Below are 17888 nucleotides of genomic sequence, written 5' to 3' on the forward strand. Positions count from 1 at the left end.
CCGAAGAACCACGATGACCGCCCGCCGGGGCAGGCCCTCCGGCCGGCTACGCCGACCTACGGGCCTGCCCCGGCGAACACGCTGCTACACCACGCCCTGGGACGTGACCGGCGCCCGCCGGGCGCGGGCCCCGACGGAGGGGATGCCATCCCGGCCGGTCGCCGGGGCATCCCACAACAAGAAAACGCCCGGCGGTGTGTGAACCGCCGGGCGTGTTCCGTGTCGAGCGGGAAGCCCGCTGTGCTGATGGTCGGAGAGAGAGGATTCGAACCTCCGGCCCCTGCCTCCCGAAAGCAGTGCTCTACCAGGCTGAGCTACTCTCCGGTCCGTTCCGGTCGGGGCCGCCCGTGGGCGTCCGTCCCGGTGAGGCCGCGTATATAGCGGCTGGGTTTCGGGCGCGCAAGCCCAAAATCGCGGGCCTCAGAATTCCCGGTCGATGACGAAATCGATGACGTCCAGCATCGCCCGCTTGACCGGCGCCGCGGCCCCGCCATCGGCGAACAGGCCCAGGGAATCGCGGGCGATGGCGCCGTAGTGGCGGGCCCGCTCCACCGTGTCCTTGAGCGCGCTGTGGCGCTCCATCAGCGCCTGGGCGTGCTCCAGGTCGCCGTCCGCCTGGTCGAGTTCCTCCATGGTGCGGCGCCAGAAGGCGCGCTCCTCGTCGTTGCCGCGGCGGAAGGCCAGCACCACCGGCAGGGTGATCTTGCCCTCGCGGAAGTCGTCGCCCACCGTCTTGCCCAGCTTCGCCTGCTTGGCCGAGTAGTCCAGCACGTCGTCGACCAGCTGGAAGGCGATCCCCAGGTTCATGCCGTAGTCGTTGAGCGCCGCCTCCTCGGCGGCGGGGCGCTCGGCGACGACGGCGCCGACCCGGCAGGCGGCGGCGAACAGCTCGGCCGTCTTGCCCTTGATGACCTCCAGGTAGGCCTGCTCGCTGGTCTCGGTGTCGTTGGTGGTCTGGAGCTGCAGCACCTCGCCCTCGGCGATCACCGCCGAGGCGTTGGACAGGATGCGCAGCACGTCCAGCGACCCCACCTCCACCATCATCTGGAAGGCGCGCGAGAACAGGAAGTCGCCGACCAGCACGCTGGCCTTGTTGCCGAACACCGCGTTGGCCGAGGCGAGGCCGCGGCGCAGGTCGCTCTCGTCGACCACGTCGTCGTGCAGCAGGGTGGCGGTGTGGATGAACTCCACCACCGCGGCCAGCAACTGGTGGTGCTCGCCCCCGTAGCCGCACAGCCGGGCCGACGCCAGAGTGAGCACCGGGCGCAGCCTCTTGCCGCCGGCCGCCACGATGTAGCCGGCAAGCTGCGGGATCAGCGCAACCGGGGACTGCATGCGGGCGACGATGGTGTCGTTCACCGCGGCCAGGTCATCGCTGACCAGCGCCGTGAGATCGTCCAGCGGCGTGGTCGAGGACTTGCGCCGCTGCGGATCGAGATTCGTGACGACCGCCAAGGCCGGCTCCAATGATGATTGACGTGGCAGTACCCGGCAGCGAGCATACTGGCGACGCCTTGTCGGTCAAGTCCGCTGCGTCGCGGTGCCGGCGGAGGCCGGCGAACGGACCCAGGGGGAACGGCACGGCATGAGGGAGATTGTGCGAACGACCGATGCCGTGCGGCTGTCCTGGCTGACCGCGCTGCTCGCCGACGCCGGGATCGAGGCGGTCATTCTCGACACCCACACCAGCGTCCTTGAGGGCTCCATCGGCGCCATTCCGCGCCGCCTGGTGGTGGCCCCCGGCGACGAGGCCCTGGCGCGCCGGGTGCTCGCCGAGGCCGGGGAGGAGACCGGCGACGCCCCGGGACCCTCCGGCGGGGGGGCGGGGCGGTGAGCGACGACTCCGCCCACACCCACGAGGAGGACCTGCTGCTGGGCGGCCGGGTGCGGCTGCTGCAGCCCCGCCACGGCTACCGCGCCGCCATCGACCCCGTGCTGCTGGCGGCGGCCACCGCGGCGCAGGCCGGCGAGCGGGTGCTGGACATCGGCACCGGCACCGGCGCGGCCGCCCTGTGCCTGGCGGCGCGGGTGCCGGGGGTGCGCGTCATGGCGCTGGAGAAGGATCCGGAGATCGCCGAGCTGGCGCGGCACAACGTCGCGCTGAACGGCGCCCAGGGATACGTGATGGTCTACGCCGGGGATCTGCTGCAGCCGCCGCCCATCCTGGCGCCCGGGTCGTTCGACCGGGCGATGATGAATCCGCCCTATCTGCGCGCCGACGCGGCCACCCCGCCGCCGGGCGCCTGGAAGGCCGCCGCCCACGTCGAGGGCGACGCCCGGCTGGCCGACTGGGTCGGCTTCGCCGCCGCCATGCTGCGGGCCCGCGGCTGGCTCACCCTGGTGCACCGTGCCGACCGGATCGACGAGATCCTGTCCCTGCTCCACGGCCGCTTCGGCGGGGTCGTCCTGGTCCCCCTGTGGCCGCGCGCCGGCGAGGACGCCAAGCGCGTGCTGGTCGCCGCCCAGCGTGGCGGGCGCGGCCCGGCGCGCCTCGCCCCCGGGCTGGTGCTGCACGGCGCCGACGGCGCCTTCACCGCGGCGGCCGAGGCGGTGCTGCGCGACGCCGCGCCGCTCGCCGGTTAGCGGCACCCCGCCTTTGACCTTCAGCACGGCCGTCCCCATGTTCGGTTGGCCCAACATGTGACGGTCATGAGCGAACAGCCCTCCCTCCTCGCGCGACTCCCCTTCGGCCCCTGGCGCGACCGCGGCCCCCTGGTCTCGGTGGTGCGCCTGAACGGCGTGATCGGCGACGTCGGGCCGCTGCGCCGCGGCCTGACCCTGGCCCAGGTGGCACCGCTGCTGGAGCGCGCCTTCGCGCCCAAGCGCCAGGCCGCGGTGGCGCTGGTCGTCAACTCCCCGGGCGGCTCGCCGGTGCAGTCGTCGCTGATCGCCAAGCGCATCCGCGACCTGGCCACCGAGAAGAAGGTCCCGGTGATCGCCTTCTGCGAGGACGTCGCCGCCTCGGGCGGCTATTGGCTGGCCTGCGCGGCCGACGAGATCTTCGCCGACGAGAGCTCCATCGTCGGCTCGATCGGCGTGGTCTATGCGGGGTTCGGCCTGCACGACCTGCTGGCCCGCCACGGGGTGGAGCGGCGCGTCCACACCGCCGGCGACAAGAAGGTGCTGCTCGACCCCTTCCAGCCCGAGCGGGAGGACGCCATCGCCCACCTCAAGGCGATCCAGGCGGACATCCACGACTCGTTCAAGGCGATGGTCCGAGAGCGGCGCGCCGGCCGACTCGGCGGCCCCGAGGAGGAGCTGTTCTCCGGCGCCTTCTGGGCCGGCCGGCAGGCCCACGCGCTGGGGCTGGTCGACGGCCTCGGCGACCTGCGCGGCACCCTGCGCGCCCGCTTCGGCGCGAAGGTCCGGCTGCGGGTGGTCCAGGCCGACAAGGGCCTGCTGCGCCGCCTGCGCCTCAACGCCGCCGCCGCCCCGGGCGACGCCGCCGCCGTGCCCGGCTGGGCCGCCGGGCTGGTGGACGCGGCTCTGTCGGCCGCCGAGGAGCGGGCGCTGTGGGGGCGCTTCGGCCTGTAGGCCGGCCCCTTACAGCAGCCCTTCGTCGCGGTCGAGGCCGAGGCGCTTGACGACCCGCAGACGGGCCGCGCCGACCTCGCGGTCGGGCAGGGCCAGCATGCCGGCCAGCCGGCGCATCATGTTGGACTCCAGGTCGTTCAGGGTGCCGTCGGCGTAGGCCACCTCCCACAGCATCTCGACGATCCACAGCCGTTCGCCGGGCGGGCAGTGATCGATGATGGGGCGGACGTAGTTGTAGTGATGGGCGGCGCCCTCGGTCTCCGCCTCGGCGGCGCGCAGCAGCTCGCCCGCCTCGGCCGCGTCGAGGTCGAAGCGGCGGCGCACCACCTCGATGATGCGCGTCCGTTCCTCCGGGCCGATGCGGTCGTCGGTGCGCGCCGTCTCGACCAGCAGCGCCACCGCGGCGAGCTGCAGGTCGTTCTGGCCATGGCCGGGCGGGCGCTCCGCCTCGGGGGTGCCGTCCCAATCGTCGAACAGGGCGCGGATGCGGTTCAGCATGGTGTCTCTCTCTCGTCATCGGGAACGGTCGCGGTGGGGGAGTCAACGGCCGGGGGGCGCGTCGGGGTCCGCCGGCCGGGCGCTATTGCCCCACCGCGCCGAGGCGTTCCGAGGGCGGCGGCACGGGCCGCCCGGCCGCGGCGGCCTCGGCGATCCAGGCGGCGATGGCGGCGCGGGCGTTGGCTTCCGCCTCCACCGGCGTCGCCCCGCCGGCGGTACAGCCCGGCAGGTCGGGAATTTCGGCGGTGTAGCCGACGCCGTCGCCGGGCGGCACGGGTCGGACGATCACCGGGTAGGCGTGGGTGTCCATGGCGGCGTCCAGGGTGCGGGGGTGGGACACCGAACCTGGGGTGGCCGGCCCGCCGTGTCCAGCCGGGGCCGCGCCTGCGTCCTTGACCGCCGCCGCCGCGCCCCCTAATCCTGCCCCCCATGCTGTCCTTGTCCAAGATTCTCCTGCTCGTCGTCGTCGTTGTCCTCGTCGTCTTCGGCTGGCGCTGGCTGAAGCGGGTGGAGGCGGTGGGCCGCGACCGGCTGCGCGAGCGTGGCGAGCGGCCGGCGCCGCGCCGCCCGGCCCCCGGCCGCTCCGGCGCGGCCGGCGCGGCCAAGGGCGCGGCACACGGCGCCGAGGACATGGAGAAGTGCCCGGAATGCGGGGCCTATGTGGCGCCGCGCTCGGCCACCGGGTGCGGCCGCCCGGGCTGCCCCTACGGCCGCTGAGAGCCGGGCCGCGGGGCTCTCCGGACCAGCGGGCGGGGGCGCTTGATTCACCGGGAGGCGCCGCGTATGGTGCGCCGCGCCTCAACAAGACTGCGACGTGGCCGCCCATGGCGCCGAACAGCGCGACTCCCTCCGGCCTGTCCTTCCAGGCCCTGATCCTGAAGCTCCACCAGTTCTGGTCCGAACAGGGCTGCGTCATCCTGCAGCCCTACGACATGGAAGTGGGGGCGGGCACCTTCCATCCCGCGACCACCTTGCGGGCGCTCGGTCCCGACCCGTGGAAGGCGGCGTATGTCCAGCCCTCGCGCCGCCCCAAGGACGGCCGCTATGGCGAGAACCCGAACCGCCTCCAGCACTACTACCAGTACCAGGTGATCCTGAAGCCGTCGCCGGCCGACGCCCAGGAGCTGTACCTGAAGAGCCTGGAGGTGCTGGGCATCGACCCCCGCCTGCACGACATCCGCTTCGTCGAGGACGACTGGGAGAGCCCGACCCTGGGCGCCTGGGGCCTGGGCTGGGAGGTCTGGTGCGACGGCATGGAGGTGACGCAGTTCACCTATTTCCAGCAGGTCGGCGGCATCGAGTGCGACCCCGTGGCGGTCGAGCTGACCTACGGGCTGGAGCGCCTCGCCATGTACGTGCAGGGCGTCGAGAACGTCTACGACCTGGACTTCAACGGCCAGGGCGTGACGTATGGCGACGTCTTCAAGCGGGCCGAGGTCGAGTACTCCGCCTACAACTTCGAACACGCCAACACCGACGCGCTGCTCCAGCATTTCCGGGACGCGGAGGCGGAGTGCCAGGCCCTGGTCGGCCGCGGCGTCGCCCTGCCGGCCTACGACCAGTGCATCAAGGCGTCCCACCTCTTCAACCTGCTCGACGCGCGCGGTGTCATCAGCGTGGTCGAGCGCGCGTCCTACATCGGTCGCGTCCGCGCGCTGGCGAAGGCCTGCTGCGAGGCGTGGATCGCCGGAGGGGCGAGGTAACATGCCCGAGCTTCTGATCGAGTTCTTTTCCGAGGAGATTCCGGCGCGCATGCAGGCGCGCGCCGCGGACGACCTCAAGCGCCTGGTCACCGACCGGCTCGCCGCCGCCGGCCTGAGCTTCGGCCGCGCCGAGGCCCATGCCACGCCGCGCCGCCTGGCGCTGGTGGTCGAGGACCTGCCCGAGCGCACCGCCGACGTGCGCGAGGAGAAGAAGGGACCGCGCCTGGGCGCGCCCGACCAGGCGGTGCAGGGCTTCCTGAAGTCCGCCGGCCTCACCTCGCTGGACCAGTGCGAGCCGCGCGACACCGGCAAGGGCGTGTTCCACTTCGCCGTGATCGAACGGCCGGGCCGCGACACCGCCGCCGTTCTGGCGGAGGCGATCCCGGCGGTGATGGCCGAGTTCCCCTGGCCCAAGTCCATGCGCTGGTCGCAGACCGACACGCGCTGGGTGCGCCCGCTGCACGCCGTGCTGGCGCTGTTCGGCGGCCGCGTCCTGGACGGCGCCATCGCCCTGGGCGCCCGCCAGGGCACCCTGGCCTTCACCGACACCACCCGCGGCCACCGCTTCCTGTCGCCCGAGCCGTTCGCGGTGGCGTCCTTCGCCGACTACGCGGCCAAGCTGCGCGCCGCCCACGTGGTGCTGGACCGTGCCGAGCGCAAGGCCAAGATCAAGGCCGACGCCGAGGCGCTGGCCGCCGCCGAGGGGCTGGTGCTGAAGCCCGACGAGGGGCTGCTGGACGAGGTCGCCGGTCTGGTGGAATGGCCGGTGGTGCTGATGGGCCGCATCGACGAGGCCTTCATGGACGTGCCCCAGGAGGTGCTGATCACCTCCATGCGCACGCACCAGAAATACTTCGCGCTGCTCGACGCCGCGGGCCGCATGGCGCCGCGCTTCGTCGTCGTCGCCAACACGGCCACCGGGGACGGCGGCACGGCGGTGGTGGCCGGCAACGAGCGGGTGCTGCGCGCCCGGCTGTCCGACGCCAAGTTCTTCTGGGACCAGGACCGCCGGACGACCCTGGAGGAGCGGGTGCCGGCGCTGGCCGAGATCACCTTCCACGCCCGACTCGGCACGCTGGCCGCCAAGGTCACCCGTGTGCAGACGCTGGCCGGCGAGCTGGCCCGGGCCATCGGCGCCGACGTCGAGGCCGCCAGCCGCGCCGCGCTGCTGGCCAAGGCCGACCTGGTGTCCGGGGTGGTCGGCGAGTTCCCCGAGGTCCAGGGAATCATGGGCCGCTACTACGCGCTGGGCGAGGGCGAGAGCGAGGCCGTCGCGGCCGCCATCGCCGATCACTACAAGCCGCTGGGTCCCGGCGACAGCTGCCCGTCGCAGCCGGTGTCGGTGGCGCTGGCCCTGGCCGACAAGATCGACACGCTGGTCGGCTTCTTCGCCATCGACGAGAAGCCCACCGGCTCCAAGGACCCCTACGCGCTGCGCCGTGCGGCGCTGGGCATCATCCGGCTGATCCTGGAGAACGGCCAGCGGCTGGCCCTGCGGCCGGTCTTCGGCGCCGCCCACCGGCTGTTCGCCGTCGACGGCCTGGCCGCTGCCGACACGGTGGCCGACGAGGTTCTGGCCTTCTTCGCCGACCGGCTGAAGGTGGTGCTGCGCGACCGCGGGGTGCGCCACGACCTGATCGACGCGGTGCTGGCGTTGGGCGGCGAGGACGATCTGGTGCGCCTGCTGGCGCGGGTGGAGGCGCTGCAGGCCTTCGTCGGCTCCGAGGACGGCGCCAACCTGCTGACCGCGTACAAGCGGGCCTCCAACATCGTCCGCATCGAGGAGAAGAAGGACGGCGCCGCCCACGACCAGGCGGTCGACCCCGCCCTGCTGCAGGTGGCCGAGGAGAAGGACCTGCACGGGGCGCTGGGTGACGCCGCGGCGACCGCCCGGCCGCTGCTGGAGGCCGAGGACTTCGCCGCCACCATGGCCGTCCTGGCCCGGCTGCGCGGCCCGGTCGATGCCTTCTTCGACAAGGTCACGGTGAACGCCGACGAGGCGGCCCTGCGGGCCAACCGCCTGCGCCTGCTCAGCCAGATCCGCGCCACGCTGAACGCCGTCGCCGACTTCTCGCGTATCGAAGGGTAGGGCAGGGGCGTCCGGGCCCGGCGCGGCTTCGGCGCTTTGCGGGAATCGCCCGGGGGCGTACGATGCGGCCGCCGGCGTGCGCTGCGATGGCCGCAGGTGTGTGATGGCCGGGTCCGGAGTGCACGTCGCATGGCGTCGGTCGTTACGCGCAAGCCCGCCGGGGTGCGGGGCCTTCTCGTCGGGTTGTTCGCCGCGGTCGCCCTGCTCGGGCTGGCCCTGGCGGTGCTGGCGGCGTGGCGTGACCGTGCCCAGACCGAGCGCTACGCCGAGCAGCAGCTCCGTTCCGCGGCGGCCCTGGTGGAGGAGCACGCCACCGGGGTGCTGCTGTCGGCCGACCAGATGGCGCTGCGGGCGGTCGCCTATGTCGGTGCCCGGCCCCTGGAGGCGGTGAGCCACGACCGCGGCGATTGGTCGGAATTGCGGGCGATGGCGGACACGCTGCCGTACGTGTCCTCGATCGTGCTGGTGGACGCCGCCGGCGTCGCCCGCTTCACCACCACGACCTTCCAGGCGCCCGCGGTCGACGTCAGCGACCGCGACTACTTCAAGGCGCACGCCGGCGGCAAGGCGGCGGGCGGCGAGGCCGAGGCGTACATCGGCGCCACCATCGTCGGCCGCAACTCGCGCCGTGCCGTCTTCACGGTGTCGCGCCCCCTGGAGACGCCCGCGGGCGGCTTCGCCGGGCTGGTCGCGGTCACCCTGGACGCCAACTACTTCGCCGAGGTCTACGAGAAGACCGGACTCGGGCCGACCGCGGTGCTCGCCATCGGGCGCCGCGACGGCACGCTGATCGCCCGCCAGCCCATGCCGGCGCTGGTCGGGGAACGCTCGCTGGCGGAGTCGCCGCTGTTCCGCAGCTACCTCGCCCAGAGCCCGGTCGGGGTGTACCGCGGCGTCTCGGTGGTGGACGGCGTCGAGCGCGTGATGGCCTATCGGGCGTCCGAGCGGCTGCCCCTGGTGGCGTTCGCATCGCTGTCCCTGGACGACGTGTTCGTGCGCTGGACCTCCCGCATGGGGTGGGTGGCGGCGGTGACGGTGGCGGGCCTGGTCGCGGCGGCGGGGCTGTTCGTGCTGATGCTGCGCGGCCTGGACCGCGAGGTCGGGGTGCGCGCCGCGCTGGAGACCGCCAACGCCGCGCTGGACGGCAGCAACCGCAGCCTGGAGGCGGCGCTGGCCGAGAAGCAGGTGCTGTTCCGCGAGGTCCACCACCGCGTCACCAACAACCTGCAGGTGGTGACGGCGATGCTGCGCCTGCAGGCCGACCGGACGCCCGACGCGTCCGCCCGCGGCGCCTTCGAATCCGTGCTGAACCGCGTCGCCGCGATGGCGCTGCTGCACCGCGTGCTGTACCGCACAGACCAGGCCGACCGGGTCGCCTTCGACGCCTATCTGGAGGAGCTGTGCGAGCAGCTCGCCGACGTGTTCGCGCTCGACGAGCGGGGGATCGCCCTGACCCTGGACGCGCAGGCCTGCACCATGCCGCTGGACCGTGCCGTGCCCACCGGCCTGGCCGTCAACGAGGCGATCACCAACGCCATCAAGCACGCCTTTCCCGACGCCAGGCGCGGCGCCATCGCCGTGCGCGTGCGATGCGACGGCGCCGGAACCGTCGTCGAGGTGGCGGACGACGGGGTGGGCCTGGCGGCCGGGACCGTGGTGGCCCCCGCCGCGGCGGGGACCCGGGCCGGCATCGGCCGCTCCCTGCTGCGTCGCCTGGTCCAGCAGGCCGGCGGTCGCCACGGCGTGGACAGCGGCGCCGGCGGCACCACCGTGCGCCTGGTGCTGCCCGCCGACCGGCTGGGCGACGCCACCGCCCCTTCGGGCGCCTGACGGCCGGACGCCGGCGGCGGCCTCAGAACCGCCCTTCGTCGAAGTCGCGGTAGGCCTGCAGGACCTCCTCCCGGGTGTTCATGACGACCGGCCCGCCCCAGGCCACCGGCTCGCCCAGCGGGCGGCCGGCCAGCAGCAGCGCCCGCGCGCCCTGGGGGCCGGCCACCACCGACGCGTGGTCGCCCGCCCCGCCCAGCACCGCGGCGCCCAGCGCCGCCACGGCGGTGCCGGCGACCTCGGCCGACCCCTCGTACACCACCACGGCGGCGGTGTGCCCCTCCGGCACCGGCTCGTCGAAGCGGGCGCCCGGCGGCAGCACCACGTCGAAATAGCGGGCGTCGGTGGCCGCGGCGTGGACCGGTCCGGCGGTGCCGCGGCTGGTGGCGCCGGCGATCGCCTTGACGCGGACGCCGCCGTCGCGGGTCTCCTCGGGGATCAGGGGGGCGGCGTACTCCTGATACCCGGGCTCGCACATCTTCAGCCGCGCCGGCAGGTTGATCCAGAGCTGGAAGCCCCGCATCTCGCCCTCGGTCTGCTCCGGCATCTCGGAATGCAGGATGCCGCGGCCGGCGGTCATCCACTGCACGCCGCCGGTCTCGATGACCCCGGCATGGCCGCGGTTGTCGGCGTGGCGCATCCGTCCCGCCAGCATGTAGGTCACCGTCTCGAAGCCGCGGTGGGGATGCTCGGGGAAGCCGGCGATGTAGGCGCCGGGATCGTCGGACCCGAAGAAGTCCAGCATCAGGAACGGGTCGAGCATGCGCAGCCGCGGCGTACCGATCAGCCGGGTCAGCGTGACCCCGGCGCCGTCGGAGGTTTCCATGCCGGGCACGGTGGCGAGAACGGGGCGGGCGGTCGCGGTGGTCATGGGGAACTCCCACGCGGGGTGGCGGATACCCGACAGGTAGGCGCCGGAACGGGGCGCCGCCAGCCGTCGGACCTGGGCCACACCGTTCCAGGCGGCGCAACAATCAGCCGTCGGCCTGGCCCGGCCGGGTGCGGCGGATCGACCGGCTGAGCAGGATCACCGGCACGATGCCCACGGCGACGATGGCCAGCGCCGGCATCGCCGCCTCGGTCAGGCGCTCGTCCGAGGCCAGCGTGTAGGCGCGCACCGCCAGGGTGTCGAAGTTGAAGGGGCGCACGATCATGGTCGCCGGCAGCTCCTTCATCACGTCGACGAACACCAGCAGCCCGGCCGTCAGCAGGCTGCCGGTCATGATCGGTGCGTGCACCCGCACCAGCGTCTGCCCGGCGGTCCGGCCGAGCACGCGCGACGCGTGGTCCATGGTGGGGCGGATCTTGCCCAGGCTGGCCTCCACGGTGTTGAGGGACACCGCCAGGAAGCGCACGAGGTAGGCGAACAGCACGGCGGCGATGGTGCCGCTGAGCAGCAGCCCGGTGGACACGCCGAAGGTCTCGCGCATCACCGCGTCGAGGGCGTTGTCGAAGCGGGCGAAGGGGATCAGCACCCCCACCGCGATCACCGAACCGGGAATGGCGTACCCCATGGCGGCCACCCGCACCGCGCCCTTCAGCACCGGCGTCGGGCGCAGGCGCTGGCCATAGGCCAGCACCAGGGCCAGCGTCACCGCCAGGACCGCGGCCACGGCGGCCAGGGTGAAGCTGTTCACCGCCAGTTCCAGGAAGGTGCGGCGCAGCCGGTCGTCGCCCACGGTGACCGCCATGTTGCCCAGCACCGCCGCCGGCACGACGAATCCCAGCAGCAGCGGCAGCGCGCAGCAGCCGAGCGCCAGCCCGGCCCGCCAGCCGGTGAGGCGGCGGCTCGGCAGGCTGCGGTAGCGGGTGGTGGTGTGATGATAGCGGGCCTGGCGGCGCGACCAGCGCTCCATCACGATCAGCGCCAGCACGAACAGCATCAGCGTCGCCGCGAGCTGGGCCGCCGCCACCGGGTTGCCCATGGCGAACCAGGTGCGGTAGATGCCGGTGGTGAAGGTGTTGACGGCGAAGTACTGCACTGTGCCGAAATCGGCCAGCACCTCCATCAGCACCAGCGCCAGACCGGCGACGATGGCGGGCCGCGCCAGCGGCAGGGCGACGGAGAAGAAGCTGCGCCACGGGCCGCGGCCCAGCGTCCGGCTGACCTCCAGCACGCACACCGACTGCTCCAGGAAGGCGGCGCGCGACAGCAGGTACACGTACGGGTACAGGACCAGCGTCATCATCGCCGCCGCCCCCTCCACCGTGCGCACGTCGGGAAACCAGTAGTCGCGCCGGGTCCAGCCGAACGCCTCGCGCAGCGCCGTCTGCACCGGGCCGACGTACTGCAGCAGGTCGGTGTAGGTGTAGGCCATGACGTAGGCCGGCACCGCCAGCGGCAGCAGCAGCGCCCATTCCAGGGTCCGGCTGCCCGGGAAGCGGCACATGGTGACCAGCCAGGCCGTGCCGACGCCGATCACCAGGGTGCCGAGTCCGACCCCGACCACCAGGCGCACGGTGTTGGCGATGTAGTCCCACAGGACGGTGTCCGCGAGATGCTGCCAGACGCCGTCGCTCGGCACGAACACCCGGCTGGCGACCACCAGCACCGGCAGCGACACGAGCACGGCGATCACCAGGGTCACCGCGGTCCAGGGGCTGGGCAACCGCGACCGCCGCGCCGGCGTGTCGGCGGGCATGACGGTGTGGACGGCTTGGGTGGTCAACGCGGCATTCCCGGTGAATGGCCCTTCGGCGGACGGGCATACTCGCACACCCGGCGAAACGGCCGCAACGACAAGCCGGCCCGGCGCCGCGGCGGCCCGCCAGGGGCGACCCGGCCGATCCCCGGGTCCGCCTCATCCAGAAGACCCCTTGCCTCCCGCCGATTGTCCTGGCATGGCTCGCCGATCAAGATCCCGCAGGCTACGGGACGGGTTACGGGCAAACCGGGGAGGGGGTGGCCATGACGCCACAGCAGATGGACGCGATCCGCCGCAGCTTCGACAAGGTCACCGCGTTCAACAGCCGGGCGGGCGTGCAGTTCTGCGAGCACCTCTACGCCATCGACCCGGAGCTGCGGTGCCGCTTCGGCGGCGACCCCGGCGAGCAGGGGCGGCGGCTGATGCGCAGCCTGGCCGCCGCGGTGCGCCATCTCTCCGACCCCGCGACCGCCGCCGCCGCCCTGCGCCCCGACGCGGCGCCGGCGGTGCTGGCCGGCCACGCCGGGTCGGTCGCCCAGGCGATGGTGTGGACCCTGAAATCCAGCCTCGGTCCCGAGTTCACGCCGGAGGTGCGCGCCGCCTGGCTGGCGCTGTGCGATCTGGTGGCGGCGCCGGGACACCGGAACTGATCCGTTCCGCCGCGCCCGCGCCGGCACGGGTTGTGCCCTTCCATTCGGCGGAATGCCGCGTTTTTCGGCGTCCTTCCCTATGGCGCTGCCGAATGGGGCGTGCTACCAAGCCCGGTCCCCGCCGAAGCCCGTCCCCATCCGTTCCTGTTTCCTAGGCCATGCAGACCTTTCTGGAATTCGAAAAGCCGATTGCCGAGTTGGAAGGCAAGATCGAGGAACTGCGTCATCTCACCGACGCCGGCGACATCAACATCGCCGACGAGGTCAGCAAGCTCGAGGCGAAGGTCGACAAGCTGCTGCGGCAGACCTACGCGAAGCTGACCCCGGCGCAGAAGGTGCAGGTGGCCCGCCACCCCAACCGCCCGCACTGCCTGGAGTACGTGCGCGCGCTGATCGACGATTTCACGCCGCTCGCCGGCGATCGCCACTTCGCCGAGGACCAGGCGGTGGTCGGCGGCCTCGGCCGCTTCCGCGGCCGCTCGGTGGTGGTGATCGGCCAGGAGAAGGGCAGCGACACCGAAACCCGCGTGCGTCACAATTTCGGCATGGCCAAGCCCGAAGGCTACCGCAAGGCGCAGCGCCTGATGGCCCTGGCCGACCGCTTCGGCCTGCCGGTGGTGACCCTGGTCGACACCGCCGGGGCCTATCCCGGGGTCGGCGCCGAGGAGCGTGGCCAGGCCGAGGCGATCGCCAAGAGCATCGAAGCCTGCCTGCGCCTGGCGGTGCCGATGGTCGCCACGGTGATCGGCGAGGGCGGCTCGGGCGGCGCCATCGCCATCGCCGCGGCGGACCGCGTGCTGATGCTGGAGCACGCCATCTATTCCGTGATCTCGCCGGAGGGCTGCGCGTCGATCCTCTGGCGCAGCTCCGACATGGCGGGCGAGGCGGCCATCGCGCTGCGCCTGACCAGCCAGGACCTGAAGGAGCTGGGCGTGATCGACCGGGTGGTGACGGAGCCGATCGGTGGCGCCCACCGCGCCCCGCCGGAGACGTTCCGGGCGCTGGGCGATGCCATCGAGGAATCGCTGCGCGAGCTCGACGGTCTGGATGGCGCGGCCCTGCGCGCCGCCCGGCGCGAGAAGTTCCTGGAGATGGGCCAGAAGGGGCTGGGCTGAGGCCATGACCGCCGCCCGCCGGCTTCTTCCCGTGGCGGCGGCCGTCAACCTCGGGTCCGTCGCCGTCACCGTGGCCCTGATGGCGGCGCTGGCGCCGGTGGTCCCGCCGCCGGCCGGTGCGGGCGACGCGGTGGCGCTGGCGGCGCGCCTGTCGCTGGCGCCGGCCCTGGTGCTGTTGGCGATGGTGGCCGGCGTCATGGTGGTGCGCGGGCGCCACCTCGCCCTCAACCCCATCGACGACGCGGAGAGCCGGGCCTACCGGATCGCGCAGCGGGCGCTGACCAACACGGTCGAGCAGACCGTCATCTTCCTGCCGGCGCTGTGGGGCCTGACCGTGCTGCTGCCGGCGGCCCATCGCGGCGTGCCCGTCCTGTTCGTCGCGCTGTTCGTCGCCGGCCGGCTGCTGTTCTGGGCCGGCTACCACATCCACCCCTATGTGCGCGCGCCGGGCATGGCGATGACGTTCGCCGTCACCACGGCGACGCTGGGGTGGGCCGGCCTGCTGGCGCTCGGCGCCGGCTGACGGGGCGGCACCGGCGCTACAGCCAGCGTTTCCAGCGGAAGAACCAGAGCGACGCCACGGCCGAGAGCACCATGGTCGCCAGCGCCAGCGGATAGCCCCAGGGCGAGGCTTCGCCGGGGATGTCGGCGAAGTTCATGCCGTAGATGGTGGCGACCAGGGTCGGCGGGAACAACGCCGCCGACAGGACGCTGACGATCTTCACGATCTCGTTCTGCTGGGCGCCGATGCGCCCGAGGGTGGCGTCCAGGCGCAGCTTCACCTTGCCCGACAGGAACAGGGCGTACTCGTCGAGGCCGCGGGCGTCCATCAGGGCGCCGCGGGCCCAGCGGCGGGTCTTCTTGGCCACCGGCGCCTCGCCGCGGGCCAGCGCGCCGAGCACCCGGATCAGCGACACCAGGCTTTCGTGGGCCTTGGCGAAGAGGTGGCCGGCGCGCCCGACGTGCCGGAGTTCGGCGTCCGCCTCTCCCGATGCGGTGTCGAGCGTCCCGGCGGTGCGGCGCAGGACCCCGGCGGTGCGCTCCAGCAGGCCGTCGACCAGGGCGGCCAGCACGGCGGCGGCGCCGCCGCCGGGGAGGCCGCGGTGGGCGCAGCGCCGCCGCACGGCCAGGAAAGCCTGGGGGTCCACCTGGTGCACCGTGACCAGCCGGCCGCCACCCAGCACGAAGCCCACGGGGGTCAGGCGCGGCGTGTCGGTCTCGGTCCACACCAGGGCGAGAACGGTGGCGTAGAGGGCACCCGGCAGCAGGCGCAGGCGGCTGGATTCCTCGATCTCGGCCAACTGCTCGCGGGTCGGCAGGGGATGGCCGATGAGGTCCTCGGCACGGGCGATCTCGTCGGGCGTGGGATCGAGGAGGTCGATCCAGACCACGTCGGCGGGCAGCGGGTCGGGGCCCGTCTCGGCCCCCCGCGCCCAGCGCAGGGTGCCGCCGTCGTTGACGAACGCGTGCAGCACGGCCGGTCCCGCCGGATCAGACGATGCGGCCGATGCGGCGCGGCTTCAGCGGGGGCTCCGCCGGCTCCGCCGCCGGCCCGTCCTGCTCCGGCCCGCCGGCGGGCGGCGGCTCCGCGCCGCTGCCCTCCTCGGGCACCAGATCGGGCGAGGAGCCCTCGTGGCGTAGCGCCTCCTCCAGCTTGCGGCGGAAGGCGCCGTCGTCGTCGCGGTCGTCGAGGAAACGGGCCACCGCGGCGCGGGCGGATTCGCGGTCGAACGGCACCTTGCCGAACGCGGCCAGCCGCGCCCGGTCGAGAAGCTTGGGGTCGAGCCCGCTGCGGATCTCCGCCATCTGCCGCAGCAAGGTCTTGCGCAGGTCGTTCATCGGTCCACCCGTCCCGCCGCGCCGTCCGTCCGGGTCGCTCCCGGGCGATCCCCGGGTGTGTTCCCGACGATCCCCGGGATCATTCCCGGCCGATCATGGTCCCGGCGCCGCCTTCCGTGAAGATCTCCAGCAGCAGGGCGTGCGGCACGCGGCCATCGAGGATGACGGCGGCGTCGACGCCTTGTTCCACGGCGTCGACGCAGGTCTCGATCTTGGGGATCATGCCGCCCGACGCGGTGCCGTCGCTCATGCAGCGCCGCGCCTCCTCCAGCGTCAGCCGCGGGATCAGCGTCTTGGCCTTGTCGAGCACGCCGGCGACGTCGGTCAGCAGGAAGAAACGCGTGGCGCCCAGCGCCGAGGCGATGGCCCCGGCCGCGGTGTCGGCGTTGATGTTGTAGGTCTCGCCCTGGCGGCCGACGCCGACCGGGGCGATGACCGGGATGATGTCGGCTTCGCCCAGGCTCTCCAGGATCGACGGGTTGACCTGATAGGGTTCGCCGACGAAGCCGAGGTCGAGCACGCGTTCGATGTTGCTGTCGGGGTCGCGCTGGGTGCGGCGCACCTTGCGGGCGACCAGCAGTTGCCCGTCCTTGCCGGACAGGCCGACGGCGCGGCCCCCGGCCTGGTTGATGGCCGAGACGATCTGCTTGTTGATGGAGCCGGCCAGCACCATCTCGACCACGTCCACCGTCTCCTTGTCGGTGACGCGCAGGCCGTCGATGAACTCGCTCTTGATCGCCAGGCGCTCCAGCATCTGCCCGATCTGCGGGCCGCCGCCGTGCACCACCACCGGCTTGATCCCGACCTGCTTCAGCAGCACGATGTCGCGCGCGAACATCTCGGCCAGTTGGCCGTCGCCCATGGCGTGGCCGCCGTACTTGATCACGAAGGTGCGGCCGGCGTAGCGGCGCATGTAGGGAAGCGCTTCGGACAGCGTGCGGGCCTTCGCCAGCCACTCTTCACGGTCGGTCATCGGATGCGGGCGTGCCAATGGTGGGGGGTGGGCGGGTTCAGCGACTCTTAACGGAACCGCCGCCCCCCGGCAAGGTTCCTAAGAGCGGGATTTCGCCACCCCGACCACCGATGAGGAGCCTGCGATGGACACGCAAAAGGACACCCGCCCGACCGGGCACGAGGAGGCGGAGCGCGCCGAGGCGCTGTACGACGACGCCGACCGCCGCGAGGTGGAGGAGGCCAACAAGAAGATCCGCGAGGAGTCGGCCAAGCCCCGCACGCCGCTGCTGCCCGGCGAGCGCGTCGTGCCGCCGGACTGAGCGGGGGGCCGTCAGCCCGTCGCGAGACTGGCCAGCGCGGCGCGCAGCTCGGCGATGCCGGTGCCCTCGTCGGCGCTGGTGACGTGGACCTCCGGGAACGCCGCCGGGTGCGTCTTGAGATCGGCCAGCGTGCGCTCGCGGATCGCCGCGAGCGCCGGCGGCTTGACCTTGTCGGCCTTGGTCAGGACGACCTGGTAGGGCACCGCGGCCTTGTCCAGCATGGTCATGATCTCGTGATCGTTGGGCTTGAGCCCGTGGCGGCCGTCGATCAGGACGCAGGCGCGGCGCAGGGTGACCCGCCCTTTCAGGAACTGCCGCACCAGCTCGGTCCAGGCCTCGACCTTCTCCTTCGATTCCTTGGCGTAGCCATAGCCCGGCATGTCGACGAGCCGCAGCCGGCCGCCGAGGTCGAAGAAGTTGAGCTGCTGCGTGCGCCCCGGGGTGTTGGAGGTGCGCGCCAGCGTCTTGCGGCCGGTCAGGGCGTTGATCAGACTGGACTTTCCCACGTTGGAGCGTCCGGCGAAGGCGACCTCCGGCAGGGTCGCCTCGGGCAGCTGGTCGAGCACCGCCGCCCCCCAGACGAAGTCGCAGGCCTGGGCGAACAGCAGCCGCCCGGCTTCGATCTCGGCGTCGTCGAGGCCGCCGGTCAGGGTGGGCGCTTTGGTCATGGAATGGGTGTGCTCCGGGGAAGGCCGCTCCCCCGGGGCGTCGGGG

General features: G+C 73.0%; 20 protein-coding genes and 1 tRNA gene. 11 read left to right on the forward strand and 10 right to left on the reverse strand.

Going from position 1 to position 17888, the window contains the following annotated elements:
- Nucleotides 1-247 precede the first annotated feature (247 nt).
- Nucleotides 248-324, reverse strand: a tRNA-Pro gene (locus AC6H2I_RS24640).
- A 96-nt stretch (nt 325-420) separates the two neighbouring features.
- On the reverse strand, nt 421-1455 hold the full coding sequence (locus AC6H2I_RS24645) for a polyprenyl synthetase family protein (protein ID WP_497503408.1): 1035 nt from the start codon (nt 1453-1455) through the stop codon (nt 421-423).
- A gap of 130 nt (nt 1456-1585) precedes the next feature.
- Here AC6H2I_RS24645 and AC6H2I_RS24650 point away from each other — a divergent pair, with 130 nt between their 5' ends.
- The 3 genes from AC6H2I_RS24650 to AC6H2I_RS24660 all read left to right on the forward strand — a co-directional run bounded on the left by AC6H2I_RS24650 (nt 1586) and on the right by AC6H2I_RS24660 (nt 3534).
- Nucleotides 1586-1834, forward strand: a complete 249-nt coding sequence (locus tag AC6H2I_RS24650; protein ID WP_497503409.1) for a putative signal transducing protein — start codon at nt 1586-1588, stop codon at nt 1832-1834.
- Nucleotides 1831-2583 (forward strand): tRNA1(Val) (adenine(37)-N6)-methyltransferase, encoded by a 753-nt coding sequence (locus tag AC6H2I_RS24655; RefSeq protein ID WP_497503410.1) that lies wholly within the window; start codon nt 1831-1833, stop codon nt 2581-2583. Before AC6H2I_RS24650 ends, AC6H2I_RS24655 begins: the two co-directional genes overlap by 4 nt.
- Nucleotides 2584-2649: 66 nt before the next feature.
- Nucleotides 2650-3534 carry a S49 family peptidase gene (locus AC6H2I_RS24660; protein WP_497503411.1) on the forward strand — a complete coding sequence of 295 codons (885 nt, stop codon included), beginning with the start codon at nt 2650-2652 and terminating at the stop codon, nt 3532-3534.
- A gap of 9 nt (nt 3535-3543) precedes the next feature.
- Here the strand turns inward: AC6H2I_RS24660 and AC6H2I_RS24665 are convergent, their stop codons facing one another.
- Nucleotides 3544-4032 carry a tellurite resistance TerB family protein gene (locus AC6H2I_RS24665; protein WP_497503413.1) on the reverse strand — a complete coding sequence of 163 codons (489 nt, stop codon included), beginning with the start codon at nt 4030-4032 and terminating at the stop codon, nt 3544-3546.
- Between the two features lie 82 nt (nt 4033-4114).
- A complete protein-coding gene (locus AC6H2I_RS24670) occupies nt 4115-4372 on the reverse strand; it encodes a type II toxin-antitoxin system HicB family antitoxin (RefSeq protein ID WP_497503414.1) in 258 nt (85 codons plus the stop codon).
- Between the two features lie 89 nt (nt 4373-4461).
- On the opposite strand from AC6H2I_RS24670, the gene AC6H2I_RS24675 reads away from it, so the two are divergent.
- From AC6H2I_RS24675 to AC6H2I_RS24690, 4 genes are all read left to right on the forward strand, one after another.
- Nucleotides 4462-4749 carry a hypothetical protein gene (locus tag AC6H2I_RS24675; protein ID WP_497503415.1) on the forward strand — a complete coding sequence of 96 codons (288 nt, stop codon included), beginning with the start codon at nt 4462-4464 and terminating at the stop codon, nt 4747-4749.
- Nucleotides 4750-4856: 107 nt separating this feature from the next.
- A complete protein-coding gene (locus AC6H2I_RS24680; RefSeq protein ID WP_497503416.1) occupies nt 4857-5735 on the forward strand; it encodes a glycine--tRNA ligase subunit alpha in 879 nt (292 codons plus the stop codon).
- A gap of 1 nt (nt 5736) precedes the next feature.
- Nucleotides 5737-7824, forward strand: a complete 2088-nt coding sequence (glyS, locus tag AC6H2I_RS24685; protein WP_497503417.1) for a glycine--tRNA ligase subunit beta — start codon at nt 5737-5739, stop codon at nt 7822-7824.
- 129 nt (nt 7825-7953) lie between these two features.
- Nucleotides 7954-9654: a sensor histidine kinase gene (locus AC6H2I_RS24690; RefSeq protein ID WP_497503418.1), complete on the forward strand. Its 1701-nt coding sequence runs from the start codon at nt 7954-7956 to the stop codon at nt 9652-9654.
- A gap of 22 nt (nt 9655-9676) precedes the next feature.
- On the opposite strand, the gene AC6H2I_RS24695 is transcribed toward AC6H2I_RS24690, so the two are convergent.
- Nucleotides 9677-10522 (reverse strand): pirin family protein, encoded by an 846-nt coding sequence (locus AC6H2I_RS24695; RefSeq protein ID WP_497503419.1) that lies wholly within the window; start codon nt 10520-10522, stop codon nt 9677-9679.
- Nucleotides 10523-10625: 103 nt separating this feature from the next.
- Nucleotides 10626-12293 carry an ABC transporter permease gene (locus AC6H2I_RS24700; RefSeq protein ID WP_497503471.1) on the reverse strand — a complete coding sequence of 556 codons (1668 nt, stop codon included), beginning with the start codon at nt 12291-12293 and terminating at the stop codon, nt 10626-10628.
- A gap of 266 nt (nt 12294-12559) precedes the next feature.
- Here AC6H2I_RS24700 and AC6H2I_RS24705 point away from each other — a divergent pair, with 266 nt between their 5' ends.
- From AC6H2I_RS24705 to AC6H2I_RS24715, 3 genes are all read left to right on the forward strand, one after another.
- The gene (locus tag AC6H2I_RS24705; RefSeq protein WP_497503420.1) at nt 12560-12946 is read left to right on the forward strand and encodes a globin family protein; all 387 of its coding nucleotides are present in this window, start codon (nt 12560-12562) and stop codon (nt 12944-12946) included.
- 158 nt (nt 12947-13104) lie between these two features.
- Nucleotides 13105-14061 (forward strand): acetyl-CoA carboxylase carboxyltransferase subunit alpha, encoded by a 957-nt coding sequence (locus AC6H2I_RS24710; RefSeq protein ID WP_497503421.1) that lies wholly within the window; start codon nt 13105-13107, stop codon nt 14059-14061.
- 4 nt (nt 14062-14065) lie between these two features.
- Nucleotides 14066-14584 (forward strand): MAPEG family protein, encoded by a 519-nt coding sequence (locus AC6H2I_RS24715; RefSeq protein WP_497503422.1) that lies wholly within the window; start codon nt 14066-14068, stop codon nt 14582-14584.
- Between the two features lie 16 nt (nt 14585-14600).
- Here AC6H2I_RS24715 and AC6H2I_RS24720 read toward each other — a convergent pair whose 3' ends face one another.
- The 3 genes from AC6H2I_RS24720 to argB form a co-directional block, all read right to left on the reverse strand.
- A complete protein-coding gene (locus AC6H2I_RS24720) occupies nt 14601-15536 on the reverse strand; it encodes a CorA family divalent cation transporter (RefSeq protein ID WP_497503423.1) in 936 nt (311 codons plus the stop codon).
- A 16-nt stretch (nt 15537-15552) separates the two neighbouring features.
- Nucleotides 15553-15900, reverse strand: a complete 348-nt coding sequence (locus AC6H2I_RS24725; protein ID WP_497503424.1) for a hypothetical protein — start codon at nt 15898-15900, stop codon at nt 15553-15555.
- Between the two features lie 79 nt (nt 15901-15979).
- Nucleotides 15980-16873, reverse strand: a complete 894-nt coding sequence (gene argB, locus AC6H2I_RS24730) for an acetylglutamate kinase (protein ID WP_497503425.1) — start codon at nt 16871-16873, stop codon at nt 15980-15982.
- Nucleotides 16874-16997: 124 nt separating this feature from the next.
- On the opposite strand from argB, the gene AC6H2I_RS24735 reads away from it, so the two are divergent.
- Nucleotides 16998-17174, forward strand: a complete 177-nt coding sequence (locus AC6H2I_RS24735) for a hypothetical protein (protein ID WP_497503426.1) — start codon at nt 16998-17000, stop codon at nt 17172-17174.
- A gap of 11 nt (nt 17175-17185) precedes the next feature.
- On the opposite strand, the gene yihA is transcribed toward AC6H2I_RS24735, so the two are convergent.
- A complete protein-coding gene (yihA, locus tag AC6H2I_RS24740) occupies nt 17186-17842 on the reverse strand; it encodes a ribosome biogenesis GTP-binding protein YihA/YsxC (RefSeq protein WP_497503427.1) in 657 nt (218 codons plus the stop codon).
- Between the last annotated feature and the right edge of the window lie 46 nt (nt 17843-17888).

It is taken from the genome of Azospirillum sp. NS33 (genome assembly GCF_059703765.1).

Coding starts and splice junctions, on each gene's coding strand:
- AC6H2I_RS24650 (WP_497503409.1), top strand. CDS start 1,586: ATGAGGGAGATTGTGCGAACGACCGATGCCGTGCGGCTGTCCTGGCTG.
- AC6H2I_RS24660 (WP_497503411.1), top strand. CDS start 2,650: ATGAGCGAACAGCCCTCCCTCCTCGCGCGACTCCCCTTCGGCCCCTGG.
- AC6H2I_RS24665 (WP_497503413.1), bottom strand. CDS start 4,032: ATGCTGAACCGCATCCGCGCCCTGTTCGACGATTGGGACGGCACCCCC.
- AC6H2I_RS24675 (WP_497503415.1), top strand. CDS start 4,462: ATGCTGTCCTTGTCCAAGATTCTCCTGCTCGTCGTCGTCGTTGTCCTC.
- AC6H2I_RS24680 (WP_497503416.1), top strand. CDS start 4,857: ATGGCGCCGAACAGCGCGACTCCCTCCGGCCTGTCCTTCCAGGCCCTG.
- glyS (WP_497503417.1), top strand. CDS start 5,737: ATGCCCGAGCTTCTGATCGAGTTCTTTTCCGAGGAGATTCCGGCGCGC.
- AC6H2I_RS24690 (WP_497503418.1), top strand. CDS start 7,954: ATGGCGTCGGTCGTTACGCGCAAGCCCGCCGGGGTGCGGGGCCTTCTC.
- AC6H2I_RS24695 (WP_497503419.1), bottom strand. CDS start 10,522: ATGACCACCGCGACCGCCCGCCCCGTTCTCGCCACCGTGCCCGGCATG.
- AC6H2I_RS24700 (WP_497503471.1), bottom strand. CDS start 12,293: ATGCCCGCCGACACGCCGGCGCGGCGGTCGCGGTTGCCCAGCCCCTGG.
- AC6H2I_RS24705 (WP_497503420.1), top strand. CDS start 12,560: ATGACGCCACAGCAGATGGACGCGATCCGCCGCAGCTTCGACAAGGTC.
- AC6H2I_RS24710 (WP_497503421.1), top strand. CDS start 13,105: ATGCAGACCTTTCTGGAATTCGAAAAGCCGATTGCCGAGTTGGAAGGC.
- AC6H2I_RS24715 (WP_497503422.1), top strand. CDS start 14,066: ATGACCGCCGCCCGCCGGCTTCTTCCCGTGGCGGCGGCCGTCAACCTC.
- AC6H2I_RS24725 (WP_497503424.1), bottom strand. CDS start 15,900: ATGAACGACCTGCGCAAGACCTTGCTGCGGCAGATGGCGGAGATCCGC.
- argB (WP_497503425.1), bottom strand. CDS start 16,873: ATGACCGACCGTGAAGAGTGGCTGGCGAAGGCCCGCACGCTGTCCGAA.
- AC6H2I_RS24735 (WP_497503426.1), top strand. CDS start 16,998: ATGGACACGCAAAAGGACACCCGCCCGACCGGGCACGAGGAGGCGGAG.
- yihA (WP_497503427.1), bottom strand. CDS start 17,842: ATGACCAAAGCGCCCACCCTGACCGGCGGCCTCGACGACGCCGAGATC.